Below are 14,864 nucleotides of genomic sequence, written 5' to 3' on the forward strand. Positions count from 1 at the left end.
ATGAAAAAAAATAGAAGCCTGCCTAAATTCCTAATAGCTCTTGTTCTTTTTATTCCTGCTTACGGCTTTTCACAAACCTATCTTGATGTAGAAAAGTATAAATCTAAAATAGGGGCTCCTATAAATAATATACTAAAGAACTTCAAGCAAAAGAAGATTGAACAAGAATCTTTTGGAATAAGCATTAAGTCTGTTCATATTAATAAGTATTACTATCTCTCTTTTCTGGAGACAGAAGATAATGATAAAGTGGGCAGTATTAATTTTTATAGCAAAATTAAACTAGACAAACAATATACAAGTAAAAACTGGTATGATATTGTAAAATATTATTCGGATAAATTAAAGCTGATTGAAATAAACGTGGTGGTTCGAGGGCAGCTAAATAAGTTTAACGAATATAATGAAGCTATAAAATTTTTGCAAAGTCAAAATACAGATGATCTGGATGTTTATATGGCCTCTTTCAATACGGATGATTACCTTACTTATCATTTTATGATTAGTGAAGATGTATTATATTATAAGATTGAAAGAACGGATAATCAGGAGAATGCTGATTGATAATATAAATGTTCCTAAAGCCCGCAATAGAACGTAAAAATAAAGCTCTTAAGCAGAACATATTGTGCTTTATTTTATATATTTGCGAATATATTGTAGCGAAGAGAAAATAAAACATGTCGGAATACCGGCATATTTTCACATCTTTACAAAACCCATTTTACTGATTATCAATACCCTCAATAAATATTAGAAATGTATAAAGTTTTTGTGAACGAAAAAAAATTATTGATATCTAAGCATTCCGAGGAACTTGAAAAAAACCTTGAGTATGAAAGTTTCACCACTTTAGAAATTGCATTGGATCTTCTGGAGAATACTTCTGTAAAGGAACTTAATGTTTTTGGAGAGAATATTGATGAGATCTGGCACGAGTTCCAAAAGCTATTCAGAATTATAGAAGCTGCAGGCGGCCTTGTGAATAATCCCGGAGGAGAAATGCTTTTTATCAAAAGATTGGGTAAATGGGATCTTCCGAAAGGAAAAATGGAGAAAGGAGAATCCAGGGAAGAGTCTGCCATAAGGGAAATTGAAGAAGAAACCGGACTGTTAGATGTAGAGCTTGCAGAATTCATTAATACTACCTACCATATCTATATAGAAAGAAATGGTGACAAAATCCTGAAATGTACCCATTGGTTTGAAATGAATTTCGATGGAGAAGATACTTCAAAACCACAGATAGAGGAAGGAATTACTGAAGTTGCCTGGAAAAACACCACTCAGATTGAAGATGAAGTTTTCCCAAGCACATTCCAGAATATTAAACTTATTGTAAGGGAGTTCTGGGATTCAAAGGCTAAATAAATTCTATTACCCTTTCCAGAGCTATTCCTCTTGATCCTTTCAGTAGTATATTTTCTGAGTGAATTTTATGCTGTTTAAGGTATTCAATCAAAGCAGATGTATTTTCAAAAGCAAGATCTGAAAGATTGATTGCCTTAAAATATTTTCCTACTGTAATAATTTCGTTAAACTTAAGCTCCTGAGCCAGATTAAGGATATTCTGATGCTCTTTTTCACTCTCAGCACCCAATTCCAGCATATCACCAATAATAATGGTTTTACTGCCCTCAAAAGTGATAAAGTTATTCAATGAAGCAGTCATCGAACTTGGGTTGGCATTATACGTATCCAAAACTAATGTTCTGTTCTCTTTCTTTACGACCTGTGAGCGCATATTTGTTGGCGTATACTGCTCTACAGCATGCTTTATTTTTTCAAAGCTAATTCCGAAGTGAAGCCCAAGGCTTGCCGCAGCACACAGATTGGTAAAGTTATATTCCCCGGTTAACTTTGACACCGCTTTTTCACCCTGATAAATCAACCCTACAAAATGATCCTCTGAAAATGCTTCAAAATCATAATCTGCACTTTCTTTTCCAAATGTAATGGTGGGAGAATATCCCTCTGTTTTTTCAACCTGAATAGGGTCATTTTCATTAACAACAATGGTTTGATGATTCTCCTTAAGGTAAGTATAAAGCTCAGACTTTCCTTTAATCACTCCTTCGAAGCCTCCAAACCCTTCCAGGTGAGCTTTCCCAAAGTTCGTAATATATCCAAAATCAGGTTTTGAAATTGTACAAAGGAACTCTATTTCTTTCTGATGATTTGCTCCCATTTCAATCACAGCCATTTCGTGTTCCGGCTTGATGGAAAGAATGGTAAGAGGAACTCCAATATGGTTATTCAGGTTCCCTGAGGTATACTGTACATTAAATTTTTCAGAAAGTACAGCATGGATCAGTTCCTTTGTAGTAGTCTTACCGTTGCTTCCTGTAAGCCCAATAAAAGGAATATTAAGCAAACTTCTATGATGAATAGCCAATTGCTGTAGGAATTCAAGGGTAGATGGAACATAGAAAATATTCCTTGCTTTATTTTCAAATTCAGATTGTTCAACAATTACAGCCAATGCACCCTCATCAATGGCTTTTTCTGCCAATGTTGCTGCATTAAAGTTATCACCGGAGAAAGCAAAAAAGATGTCATTTTCGCCTATTTTTCTGCTATCGATTGTTACTTTATTGGCCTTCAAAAATAAAGGATAAAATTGTTCTATATTCATAGTTCAAAAATAAAAAACCTTCCGAAAATCCGGAAGGTTTTTTTTAAGTATTTTTTTGATAAATATTATCTTCTAGTTCTAGCTTTCTCGTTGGTTCTAGCATCCTGTGCAACACGGAAACCAATCCAACCATAAGCTCTACCTTGATTTTTATATCTTCTTTGTCCCGGATCCAGCCAATATGCTGTATCTTGCCAAGATCCTCCTTTTACTACTCTAACATCGTTAGAAATTCCAGAAGTTCTATCTTTACCATCTTTCTGCATTTTCACTCTACCATTAGCATCTACAACAAAGCTTTTTCTAGGAGAGTTATACATATCGAATCCAGAAGCAGAATCTGAAGCTCTGTAATACTCTAGAGAAGACTGTCTGTCTCCATCTCTATAGTTTCTGTAGTCAGCGATTGTTTCTCTTTCGAATTGCCCAGGAAGTCCTTTATATACTAATCTTCCGTCAGCTAATGTATCATATTTAATAGTACCTTCATCTACCATTTTGTAAGTTCCGTCTCCGTTTCTTACAATAGCCTGAGGCATATTTCCTCTGTAGTAATTGAAGTCATTATAATCTTCATCAATAATAGGTCTGTAGACATCAGCAGTCCATTCTGCAACGTTACCATACATACCATAGATTCCTAGGTCGTTAGATGGATATTGTCTTACGTCTGAAGTTTGTGCAGATCCGTCATTTTTCCATCCTGCGATACCAGAATAGTCACCTTTACCCATTTTAAAGTTTTCAAGGAACATTCCTCTCTCCTTTCCTTTGGTACCTCTTAATCTTTCGATTTCAGGTTTTTTACCTAGGTATTGGTTGTATTCTCTGTTTTTAGCCATACCAAGAGCTGCATATTCCCATTCCACTTCTGTTGGAAGTCTGAATTTCTGAACCATTGCAGAATTTGGAGCTCTGTTTGCAGATAATAATCTCTGGTTGGTTGTTTTCATACCAGATTTTTGCTGCATTCTTTTTTCGTTGATATACCCTTGCATTTCAGGATCATTCGCTTTGAATTTATCCATGTTGAATGCAGTACCTCCTTGGTTATTGGATTCATTGATGTACAAATCCTTAGCAATAACACCTGCCTGCATCAAAGCTTTTTCATTCGCTCTGTCTGTAAGCCATTCACAGTATCTGTTTGCCTGAGTCCAAGAAACACCTACAACCGGATAGTAATCGAATTCCGGAGAACGTAGATAGGTCTCATTATAATCGTTTCTAGCTAGTTTGTTGTCCCATAATAAGGTATCCGGTAAAGCACCGTTATAAATTTCCTTAAAACTTGGGTCACTTGGAGGGAATACATACTTCAACCATGTAAGGTATTCGCGGTATTCGTAGTTAGTAATCTCAGTTTCTCCGATAAAGAATGAACTCACCTGCATTCTTCGCGGTGTGTTATTCCAATCGTGCATAACATCATCTTTCACTAATCCCATTGTAAAAGTTCCACCTTCTACATATACCATTCCCGGCCAACCCTTCTGCTTCTGTTGCTTTCCTGCAAAAAACCAACCCTGTTTTTCGTTTGGCTTCCAACCCGTTTTACTGACAAATTTTTTGGTACCACCACCTTTGCTGGTTCCGGACCCGCCACAACTGGTTAATGCAAGTGTAGAACTTAATGCTATTAATGAAAACAACTTTAGTTTTTTCATAGTCGATATAAATATTTTCAAGAGTACAAAGAAAAAATAAATTATTCAATAAATCAAATAAAGATTTGATTTTTTTGAAAAACGTTAACAATTTAATTTTATTGTATCACAATTTAATTCTAAATTTTTGATTTATTTTGTAATTTAGCAATTTCAATAATAAACATGAGACGAAAAATCACGCTTTTATCCTTAATCGCTTTTACATCAGCACTTTACGCTCAAAGAAACACCATAGAATGGAGTGGTTCCAAAATTCAGGATTTTGGTGACACAAAAATAAATCTTCCAAATTTCAAAAATGAAGGTTTTTCTTTCAGCCAAAATAATGTTTTTATCGTAACTAAGCAAAAAATAGGAGAAAACCAGCTAAAGATTTCAGACTTTACCTGGGACAGTGTTTCTAACCAGGATTTATTTGAATTAGACAAAAGTAGCCTTCCTGATCATGATATTGCAGATGTTGTTTATTATACACTAGATGGAGAAAGATATGCAAGTATTAATGTTGCTTTATTTAAAAATGTAAAAGGACGTATTCAAAGACTGTCTTCCTTTAATGTTTCAGAAGCTTCTACTCCATTGAATACTTCCGGGGGTGTTAATAAAATAGGAACAGCCGGTAATCCATTGGCGAGTGGTAACTTTTACAAAATAAAAGTTGACAAGTCCGGAGTATTTAAAGTGACAGCACAATTTTTAAGAGATAATGGAATCAATCCATCTTCTGTAAATCCAAAAAACATGAGAATTTACGGAAATGGTGGAAATATGCTTCCAGAGTTCAACCAAGACCCAAGATACAATTCATTACAAGAAAATGCCATTCAGGTAGTAGGTGAAGATGACGGGGTATGGAATGATAGTGACTATGCTCTTTTCTACGCACAGGGTCCGGATGGATATAATCTTTATGATACTTCCAATGGAAATGGTATTAAGAGAAAAGAAACCAGATCTGACACCAGTAACAATCTGAAAAATATATATGATGATTTTTCATATTATTATATCAACTTTGATAAAGGTATGGGAAAAAGGGTTCAGACTATTGACGGAACTCTCCCTCCACAGTTGATTACAAGGTATGACAACTACCAGGTCATCAACAATGATCAGAAAAATCTTCTGAAAGTAGGAAGAACATGGGTAGAAGATTCTCCTTTCAGTTCTGAAAAGGTAATCACCCTTACTACCAACTCTCCTATTCAACCCAATGACCTCATCAGATATAGAACGCGAGTAATAGGGTACAGATCCCAACAGAACTCCATTGAGATTAAACTCAATGATCTTCCTGCGTTTTCTCAAACTGTATCTACTGATACAAGTAGCTACCAATATACTTTCTTCCCGATATTATATTCTGGAACCACTACCAACCTTACAGGAAACCAGATTACCTTTAAATATAATCCGGATATTGCCAAAAACCCTAACGGAACATTCTACCTTGACTATGTTGAAGTACAGTATAAGGAGAATCTAGCTTTTAATGGTACTCAGATGAACTTCAGGGATTATTCTCTTCTAAGTGGAAGTAGTACAAACTATGGATTTAGTGTCTCCAATGCATCCAGTCTGGAACAGGTATGGGATGTTACAGATATTACCAATGCTAATAGAAGAGTAAATAAAGCGGGAGCAGGATCTTTTAACTTTGGTTATATTGCTGCCGACCAGAACTTCAATAATGAGTTTGTAGCCTTTCGTGCAGATGCAGCTTATACCCCACAGTTTGTAGGGAGAATCTCTAATCAGAATCTTTCTGCATTGCAGGCAATAGATTATCTGATCCTTACTGTACCTGAAATGATGGGACAGGCACAAAGACTTGCCAATTATCATCAGACAAAGAATAACTATAAGGTAGAAATTGTAGATGTAAACAAGATCTATGAAGAATTTGGGAATGGAAGCAAAGACCTTACTGCTATAAGAGATTTCGTAACCAAGCTGAATACTCCGGCCGGAAGACTGAAGTATGTATTTATCCTTGGTGACACATCCTATGACTATAAAAACAGGGTTCCAAATAACACCAACGTTGTTACTTCTTATCAGAGTGAGCACTCTTCAGATTATATAGCTTCATTCGTTACGGATGACTATATTGTAATGACTCAACCACAAACAACCTTATTTGTTGAACATAATTTACCGGATCTTCCTGTAGGTAGAATTCCGGCAGCCAATATCACGGAAGCAGGGAACATGATTGACAAAACCCTGGCTTATTATAATTCACTTCCGGGACAATCCAGTCCTTTTGGAGAGTGGCGTATGCGACTTGACTTCGTAGTGGATGATAATGGAGAAGGCGGAGGACCATTCCATAATGTAATGAACAACACATTATCCGGTCTTTTTGAGCAACCAGGTGTGCAAGGGCTTAAGGAGTATAATGTCAAAAAATTATATCAGGATGCCTTTACGATTCAAAGTACATCAGGAGGGCCAAGATATCCACAGGTAAACCAGGCTATATCTAATAGTATAGGAAACAGTCTTTATCTGTTTTATTTCGGACATGGGGGAATCAACGGTTGGGCACAGGAAAGAGTATTAACAAGTACTGAGATCCAGAACTCCAATAACTTCTCTAATGTATACAGTAGGTTCCCGCTTGTATCCACAATAACCTGTGAATTTACCTTATGGGATGAACCAGCAACAAATTCTGCGGGAGAACAATTCATGAAGCTTAAGCAAGGAGGTCCGGCTTCTATGATTACTTCCAGCCGTGCCATTGGGGTAGATTACGGACGTGACTTTACAGATGTATTTACAAGAAATATATTCAAATTAACAAGTGATGATTTTAATACCCTAGGGTATGCACACTTAAATGCAAGAAAAGAAAAAGGAGCCAACGCCAACCACTTAAGAGTAAATTTCCTGGGTGACCCTGCAATGAAATTAAGCAGACCTCAAAGATTATTAGCGATTGATAATATTGAAACTCCTGTTCCCGGATTAATCAGAGGATTAGACTTTGTGAAAATCAAAGGACACATCAATAATCCGAACGGAACCTTGAATAATACATTTAATGGTAGAGTTTCCATCAATATTTTTGATAAAAGATTAAATAAAAAGACCCTGAATAACAACGGGTCACTATCCCCGATATTATCGTACACAGAAGAAGGAAGTGCTATTGTAAAGGCTTCCGGAATGGCAGTAAACGGTGTATTTACCGCAGAATTCTATGTTCCAAAGGATATTAATTATGCCGTAGGAGAAGGAAGACTATTGGGATATGCAGATAATAAGGTAATGGATGTATTCAACAACCAGTCTGTACAGGTAGGTGACATTAACCCTAACGGAGTAAATGACAATCAACCACCAAAAGTAAAGTTATACATGAATAACACGAACTTTGCAGATGGTGGAATCACCAACCAAAACCCTATGTTGCTGACATGTCTTACAGATGACACAGGAATCAACTCCACAGGATCAGGGATTGGCCATGATATTACAGTATACCTGGATGGCCAGATTATCAATACTGTTATCTTAAATGATTTCTATGCTTCAGGAGAAGGAAACGGATGCTTAAATCCAAGTCTTGCCGACTATCAAAAAGGGAATGTAACCTATCCTTTCAGAAATCTTGCTATTGGACAACATCAATTGACATTTAAAGTTTGGGATATAAACAATAATTCAACAACTACTACGTTAAATTTTGAGGTTAAGGATGAGTCTGATCAACATCTGACCATAAACCGTCCGCTGAACTGGCCAAATCCTTTCACCAACAAGACATATATTCAGTTTGAACATAACTGTGATGATATTTTGGATGTGAATGTACAGATCTACACAATAACCGGAAGATTAGTAAGAACTTTATCTCAACCGGTAGTTGCAGAACCGTTCCTACAGGGCTTTAGAACCCCTCGTCAGGCTATAGAATGGGACGGAAGAGATGATTTTGGGGCTACAGTTGCAAAAGGTACGTATATTTTTAAGATATTTGCAAAAAGTCAAAATCAAGAAAAATGCAAAGGAAGTGCTACAGCTGTAGAAAAAATGGTACTTTTGAAATAATTAATTGATACAATAGATAATAATATTAATAAAAAACTGATAATATATAAAAGACAACATATGAATTTAACTACTAAACTGCTTTTAGGATTTGGGTTAAGTGCTGGTTTTCTAGGCTATTCGCAAGATTTAGGTAAAATAAACCCTGTACTAACCGGAGCTCCTTTCCTAAGAATTGCACCAGACGCAAGATCAGGAGGTATGGGAGATCAAGGGGTAGTAACCTCGCCTGATGCATTCTCACAATTCTGGAATGCAGCTAAATATCCTTTTAGCAGAACAAGTTCTTCCGTAGGTCTATCCTATACACCATATATGGGCAAGCTTACCAATGATGTATTCTTATTATATGGTGCATTCCATAAATTCTTGGGACAGGATGAAAGATCTACGATCTCTGCGAGTATTTATTATTTCAATATGGGGCAGGTAGACCTGACTCAGTTGGTAGGAACAGATGTTGCCTCAATGGGAGTATCTAAGCCTAATGAATTCTCTATTGATGTTGCCTATGGTTTGAAACTTTCTGATTCCTACTCAATGGCTGTAACAGGTAGATTTATCCGTTCAGACTTAGCCGGAGGATTCAATACAGATACTACACTTAAAGCAGCAAACTCTTTTGCTGTAGATATTTCAGGATATTACACTTCCGAGAGATTCTCAAGTTTTGGAGGATATGATGGTAAACTGAATGCTGGTTTTGCAGTACAGAATTTAGGTCCTAAACTGGATTATACAGGAAACGAAGAATCAAGATCTTATTTACCTACCATGGCAAGATTAGGGGTTGGTTATGATATGTATATGGATGATCTTAATAGAATAGGAATTAGCTTCGAGGGATCAAAGCTTTTGGTACCAGGATCTGAATATGCAGGAATGGGCCCAGACAGACAGCCTAGATATGAAATTCCAAACGTAGGCCCAATGGCCGGTATCGGAAAATCTTTCAAGAACAAAAACAGTATCATGTATAGTGGGGCCTTAGAATATTCATATGACAATGCTTTCTCTGTAAGAGGTGGTTACTTCCACGAAAGTGAAGAGCAGGGAGCAAGACAGTTTGCTACTGCAGGTCTTGGATTGAAGTACCGTTCTTTCGGATTGGATCTTTCTTACCTGATCAATATGTCAAAAGTAAACAGTGCTTTAGATAATACACTTCGTTTCGGGCTTACCTGGAACATTGGAGATGAAACATCCAATAACGATCGTTAAGAACTGTAACAACTATATAAAAAAGCCTCATCAATATGTATGAGGCTTTTTTTATAATCATTGGTACTTATATGATGTAACCTTCTCACCATTATTAAAAAAATATAACATTTAAGTTCACAAAAGTCTCTTCTTTATGGCTATTTTGTTAAATTCAATAGCTATTTTTGTAGTATGAACTATTCGGCAGAGCTAAAGAAATTTGTAACCAGTCAGTATTTGTATTCTGCCATCAGAATTACATTAGCCACTGTTCTGCCTTGTCTGGTTCTCGCCCACTTTGGAATCTTAAAAGAATACTTCCTCTTCCCTCTTGGAACCAGCTTTGTAGCCCTTACAGACCAACCAGGACCTTTCATCCGAAGAAGAAATGCACTTGCTTTTGCAATCTGCTGTTTTGTCTTTGTTGCATTAATTGCAAGTTTAGTGATGAACTTTAAATTGTTGGTCATCCTTGAAATCATAGTATTCGGTATGTTTTTCTCCCTTATTGGGGTATATGGCCAGCGATTGGCCGCCGTAGGTTCCTTATCACTTGTTGTACTCGCGATCTTTATTGATGGGCATCTTACCGGAAGTGATATTTTTAAAAGTTTACTGATCTTTGCCTGCGGATGCATCTGGTTTTTATTGATATTCCTTATAGTAACCACCATTCGTCCCTATACACTGGCGGGGCAGATGATTGGAGAAAACTATCTTCAGCTGGCAGAATTTTTAAAAATTAAAGCCAATTATTATCAAAAAAATCCGGACTTTGACAAGCTTACGACTCAGGTCATTGCAAAGCAGATTGAAATAAAAAACCTTCAGGAAGAAACCAGGGAAACCGTTTTCAAAACAAGAACCATCGTTAATGAATCTACAACAACCAGCCGTTTGTTGATGTTGATGTTTTTGAATTCCATGGACCTTCATGAGAAGCTGATGACCTCTGAAAGTGATTACCAAAAGCTGCAGCAGAGCTTTGAGGACAGTATGATCCTTGTCAACATTCACGATTATCTGAATCTTCTGGCTGAAGAAATAACCAATATTGGGATTGCCCTCCAAAGCGGAACAAGAGCAAAACCAATGTTTAACCTTGAGCTTGAATTAAAGAATCTTAATTATAATTACTTCGAACTCAGAAACAGACAGCTGTCCTCAGACAGTCTGGAAAACTTCATGGTTCTGCGCCAGATTCTGATGCGCATCAATGAAATTACAAAAGAGATCAACGAGATTTATAAGGTATTCTCCCAAAACGTAAAGCTTGCAAAAAGTCTATCCACCGGACTAGACCTGAAAAAGTTTATGCCTAATGAACCTAAGCTTAATTCTAAGGTTCTAAGAAATAATATTTCATTATCCTCTTCCCAATTCCGTCATGCCATAAGAATTACAACAGCCCTGTTACTCGGCTATATTTTCTCCATGTTTGATTTTCTGGGACTGGGGCACACGTATTGGATATTAATTACCATTACAGCCATCCTGAAGCCAGCATACTCCATTACCAAGCAACGAAATCTGCTTCGTCTCTACGGAACGGTTACCGGAGCTACAATTGCCTATATTATTCTGCATTTTATACATATCAATGGAGTATTATTTGCCATTCTGCTCATCAGTATGATTATGTGCTTCAGTTTCTTGAAAGGACGCTATTTCTGGGCCGTATTGTTCATGACGATCTATGTTTTTCTAAGCTTTAATTTCTTAAATCCTGGAAAAGTAAACATTATCTTCAAGGATAGGGTTCTGGATACTGCCATTGCCGGAATTATTGCTTTTGCAGTTTCTTATATTGTATTGCCTGTTTGGGAGCATACACAAAACCTTGATCTGATGAAAAAATCTGCTGCAGATAATCTCATCTATTTTCAGAGTGTAATCTCGAAGTTTCTACAGGGAGATTTTGATATTGAAGATTATAAGATGAAACGAAAAAATGCGATCATTTCATTGGCCAACCTTTCCGATAACTTCCAGAGAATGATTTCTGATCCTAAAAATCAGCAGAAAAAACTTGAAGTCGTTCATCAGTTTGTGGCAACATCACATCTTGTCACCGCCTACACCGCATCTTTGTCTCAATACTCCAAAAGCAATGAACAATATCCAGAGATAGATGCCGAGAGCTGGAGTAGAAAAATAGAAGCAGAAATGCAACAGACCTCAACCCTTTTAAATGGGGATGATGTGGATGAAGCCCTTAAGATGGAAAGCCGTCTTGAGCCAGAAGATTCTTCCATTGAAGATATGCTTATGAAAAGAAAAACAGAGATTGAGGAAAACGAAATTGTTGACAGAAGAGATCCTGACAAGATTTCCCATCTAACGGAGCTTAAAAATATTCATGATATTCTGGAACTAATCTATGACGTGGCCAAAGAACAGAGAAAGGTCATTGAAAAATACAGAAGCGAAAAGCATGCTACTCCTCCACAATCGTAAAGCAGTAGTCATCAAAAAATTCCACTCTGGCCTTAAATTCATCTGAAAACTGCTCGTCATACACCCTACAGCTTATTTTATGAAGATGCTTCAGCTCAAATGGCTTCACTTCATAGTTTTTCTTTAAAGACCAATACTTGGAATGGTGGATCTTGTACATACTTTCCTTTACACTCCAGATAATGGTGTAAAAAGTATCCGCCTTATCCTTCGGAATAAAACCCCGCTCATTTTCATACGTGAATTTATCAATCACCCTTAAAATCTTAGGGTTGAATTTTTCCACATCTATTCCTATCTTATTTTTAGAAATAGCAATGGCTGCAAAAGGAAAAGAATGGGTAATGGAAATTTCTGCGTCATTGGGAGAAAGAAAAGGCTCCCTTTCCTTATATAAGATCTTGGATTGAGGTTTTAAACCTTTTAAAAGCTTACGTACCATCAATACCTCAAGCAATTTTTTAGGATGATAATCTTTTACTTTTTCGGCATTTTCCGGTTCCAGAAGTTCATTGATATCAAGTTCTTCACTTTCATCATACTTCCAAACAAGGATGGTGGCATTATCATCTGAAAAATCTCGGTAAAGGGGCATCGTTTTTTTATTCGATAAAAATAGTGAAAAGATGTGGAAAGAGAAAATGGATGAAAGAAGAGAAGATGAGAGCAGGAATCTGGAAGCTATGATCTGCCAATAGAAAAAGCTGTACAATTAGGTTAAAAAGAAATTAACCATTAACACAACGTCTAAATTCCTGCCCTTATTTTTTTATTTAGATTGATGGTTTGCATCATTTCGATGTTCAATAATCTCAAGATTTGAATTTACAAAATAGGCACTTCCAAATCCGTTTACGTAGGAACCTTTTACCGGCTGTAGAGCAATTAGGATAAAATCTCCCATTTCAGAAATAACATCTACTACTTTTCCGTGTGTTTCCTTAAGTTTTACAATAACATTATCCCATGTCTCTGAATCTCTTGCTATCTGAGAAGTTGTAGCTTCAAGCGTCAAACGTTCACGGGCATAGATCTGTTTTGTAGCAGATTCATCTTCAATAAACATTACAGAAGTTTTTCTTCCCTCTGAAAGGTTTTTCGTGTGTCTGGCCATGAAAGAAACCAAGATATAAAATGTCTGTTCTATCTGTACGAATGGTGCATAGCTGGAATTGGGATTTCCTTCAGCATCTACAGTAGCCAGCATTACACTTTTTGTATTGGCTATTAGTTCTTTTATTTTTGGAGCAACCGGTTTTGTTTTTTTCTCTGTATTGGTATGATTCATAAGATATTATTTATCATATAAAAGTATTTATTTATATTAAGACTAAATAACTTTTAATCATGTTTAATCTCATGAAATTGAAATTGATCTGTCGTTTTTTTATCTTAATTATAAATTGTAATTTTGCCTTTCGTTATCAACTGAATTTAAATATATTCATTACATATGAGTACTACAACACAATACGTTCCTTATAAAGTTAAGGATATCTCCCTTGCAGAATGGGGAAGAAAAGAAATTACCCTTGCAGAAGCAGAAATGCCAGGTTTGATGTCTATCCGTGAAGAATACGGACCATCTCAACCGCTTAAAGGAGCAAGAATTGCTGGATGTCTTCACATGACGATCCAAACAGCTGTGCTTATCGAGACATTGGTAGCTTTAGGAGCTGAAGTTACTTGGTCATCTTGTAATATTTTCTCTACACAGGATCACGCTGCTGCTGCTATTGCTGCTGCAGGAATTCCGGTTTATGCTTGGAAAGGATTAAATGAAGAGGAATTTGACTGGTGTATTGAGCAGACTTTATTCTTCGGTGAAGACAGAAAACCATTAAACATGATCTTGGATGATGGTGGAGATTTAACAAACATGGTTTTTGATAAATACCCTGAATTCACAAAAGATATCAAAGGACTTTCTGAAGAAACTACTACAGGAGTTCACAGACTTTACGAAAGAATGAAGAACGGAACTTTAGTAATGCCTGCTATCAACGTAAATGATTCTGTAACTAAATCTAAATTCGACAACAAATACGGATGTAAGGAATCTGCAGTAGATGCTGTAAGAAGAGCTACTGACGTAATGTTGGCAGGAAAAAGAGTGGTAGTTTGCGGATACGGAGACGTAGGTAAAGGTACTGCTGCTTCTTTCAGAGGTGCTGGTTCTATTGTTACAGTTACTGAAATTGACCCAATCTGTGCGCTTCAGGCTGCAATGGACGGTTATGAAGTAAAAAGATTAGATACTGTGGTAGACAATGCTGATATCATCATTACTACAACGGGTAACTTCAACATCGTAAGAGGAGAACACTTCCTTAAAATGAAAGATAAGGCTATCGTTTGTAACATCGGTCACTTCGATAACGAAATCGATATGGCTTGGTTAAACCAAAACTACGGTCAGACTAAATCTGAAGTGAAGCCTCAGGTTGATATCTATACAATCGAAGGAAAAGAAGTAATCATTTTAGCAGAAGGAAGACTAGTAAACCTAGGATGTGCTACAGGACACCCAAGTTTCGTAATGTCTAACTCTTTCTCTAACCAGACTTTGGCACAGATCGAGCTTTGGAACAACTCTGCAGCTTACGGAAACGAAGTATATATGCTACCTAAGCATTTAGATGAAAAAGTAGCTGCTTTACACCTTAAGAAATTAAGTGTAGAGCTTGAAACGCTTTCTCCTGAGCAAGCTGAATATATCGGAGTAGATGTAAAAGGGCCATTCAAGCCTGAGTACTACAGATACTAGGATTCATAAAAATATGATACAATCCCACTATTTTGAAATAGTGGGATTTTTTTATTTCCTAAACTTAATATAT

10 protein-coding genes are annotated in these 14,864 nt (G+C 36.5%); 6 read left to right on the forward strand and 4 right to left on the reverse strand.

All coding sequences use genetic code 11. The features are described from left to right. A complete protein-coding gene (locus tag EG359_RS07890; RefSeq protein WP_076352326.1) occupies positions 1-564 on the forward strand; it encodes a hypothetical protein in 564 nt (187 codons plus the stop codon). Positions 565-759: 195 nt separating this feature from the next. After that, positions 760-1,371 carry an NUDIX hydrolase gene (locus EG359_RS07895; RefSeq protein WP_076352327.1) on the forward strand — a complete coding sequence of 204 codons (612 nt, stop codon included), beginning with the start codon at positions 760-762 and terminating at the stop codon, positions 1,369-1,371. Here EG359_RS07895 and EG359_RS07900 read toward each other — a convergent pair. Then, complete coding sequence (locus EG359_RS07900) at positions 1,364-2,635, reverse strand: UDP-N-acetylmuramoyl-tripeptide--D-alanyl-D-alanine ligase (RefSeq protein ID WP_076352328.1); 1,272 nt, start codon at positions 2,633-2,635, stop codon at positions 1,364-1,366. The two genes, EG359_RS07895 and EG359_RS07900, sit on opposite strands and share 8 nt — an antisense overlap. Before the next feature lie 65 nt (positions 2,636-2,700). Continuing rightward, positions 2,701-4,302, reverse strand: coding sequence for a gliding motility lipoprotein GldJ (gene gldJ / locus EG359_RS07905; protein WP_076352329.1), 1,602 nt, complete (start codon positions 4,300-4,302; stop codon positions 2,701-2,703). A 165-nt stretch (positions 4,303-4,467) separates the two neighbouring features. On the opposite strand from gldJ, the gene porU reads away from it, so the two are divergent. The 3 genes from porU to EG359_RS07920 all read left to right on the forward strand — a co-directional run bounded on the left by porU (position 4,468) and on the right by EG359_RS07920 (position 12,024). Then, the gene (gene porU, locus EG359_RS07910) at positions 4,468-8,364 is read left to right on the forward strand and encodes a type IX secretion system sortase PorU (protein ID WP_076352330.1); all 3,897 of its coding nucleotides are present in this window, start codon (positions 4,468-4,470) and stop codon (positions 8,362-8,364) included. Between the two features lie 60 nt (positions 8,365-8,424). Continuing rightward, positions 8,425-9,585 carry a type IX secretion system outer membrane channel protein PorV gene (porV, locus tag EG359_RS07915; RefSeq protein WP_076352331.1) on the forward strand — a complete coding sequence of 387 codons (1,161 nt, stop codon included), beginning with the start codon at positions 8,425-8,427 and terminating at the stop codon, positions 9,583-9,585. 174 nt (positions 9,586-9,759) lie between these two features. Next, a complete protein-coding gene (locus EG359_RS07920; RefSeq protein WP_076352332.1) occupies positions 9,760-12,024 on the forward strand; it encodes an FUSC family membrane protein in 2,265 nt (754 codons plus the stop codon). Here the strand turns inward: EG359_RS07920 and EG359_RS07925 are convergent. Together EG359_RS07925 and EG359_RS07930 are read right to left on the reverse strand one after the other, a co-directional pair. Continuing rightward, positions 12,005-12,619, reverse strand: coding sequence for a 4'-phosphopantetheinyl transferase family protein (locus EG359_RS07925; protein ID WP_076352333.1), 615 nt, complete (start codon positions 12,617-12,619; stop codon positions 12,005-12,007). The two genes, EG359_RS07920 and EG359_RS07925, sit on opposite strands and share 20 nt — an antisense overlap. Positions 12,620-12,793: 174 nt before the next feature. After that, positions 12,794-13,312 carry a pyridoxamine 5'-phosphate oxidase family protein gene (locus EG359_RS07930; protein ID WP_076352334.1) on the reverse strand — a complete coding sequence of 173 codons (519 nt, stop codon included), beginning with the start codon at positions 13,310-13,312 and terminating at the stop codon, positions 12,794-12,796. 165 nt (positions 13,313-13,477) lie between these two features. On the opposite strand from EG359_RS07930, the gene ahcY reads away from it, so the two are divergent. After that, on the forward strand, positions 13,478-14,791 hold the full coding sequence (gene ahcY / locus EG359_RS07935) for an adenosylhomocysteinase (protein WP_076352335.1): 1,314 nt from the start codon (positions 13,478-13,480) through the stop codon (positions 14,789-14,791). The last annotated feature ends 73 nt before the right edge of the window (positions 14,792-14,864 follow it).

This window comes from Chryseobacterium joostei, assembly GCF_003815775.1.
Classification (GTDB): domain Bacteria; phylum Bacteroidota; class Bacteroidia; order Flavobacteriales; family Weeksellaceae; genus Chryseobacterium; species Chryseobacterium joostei.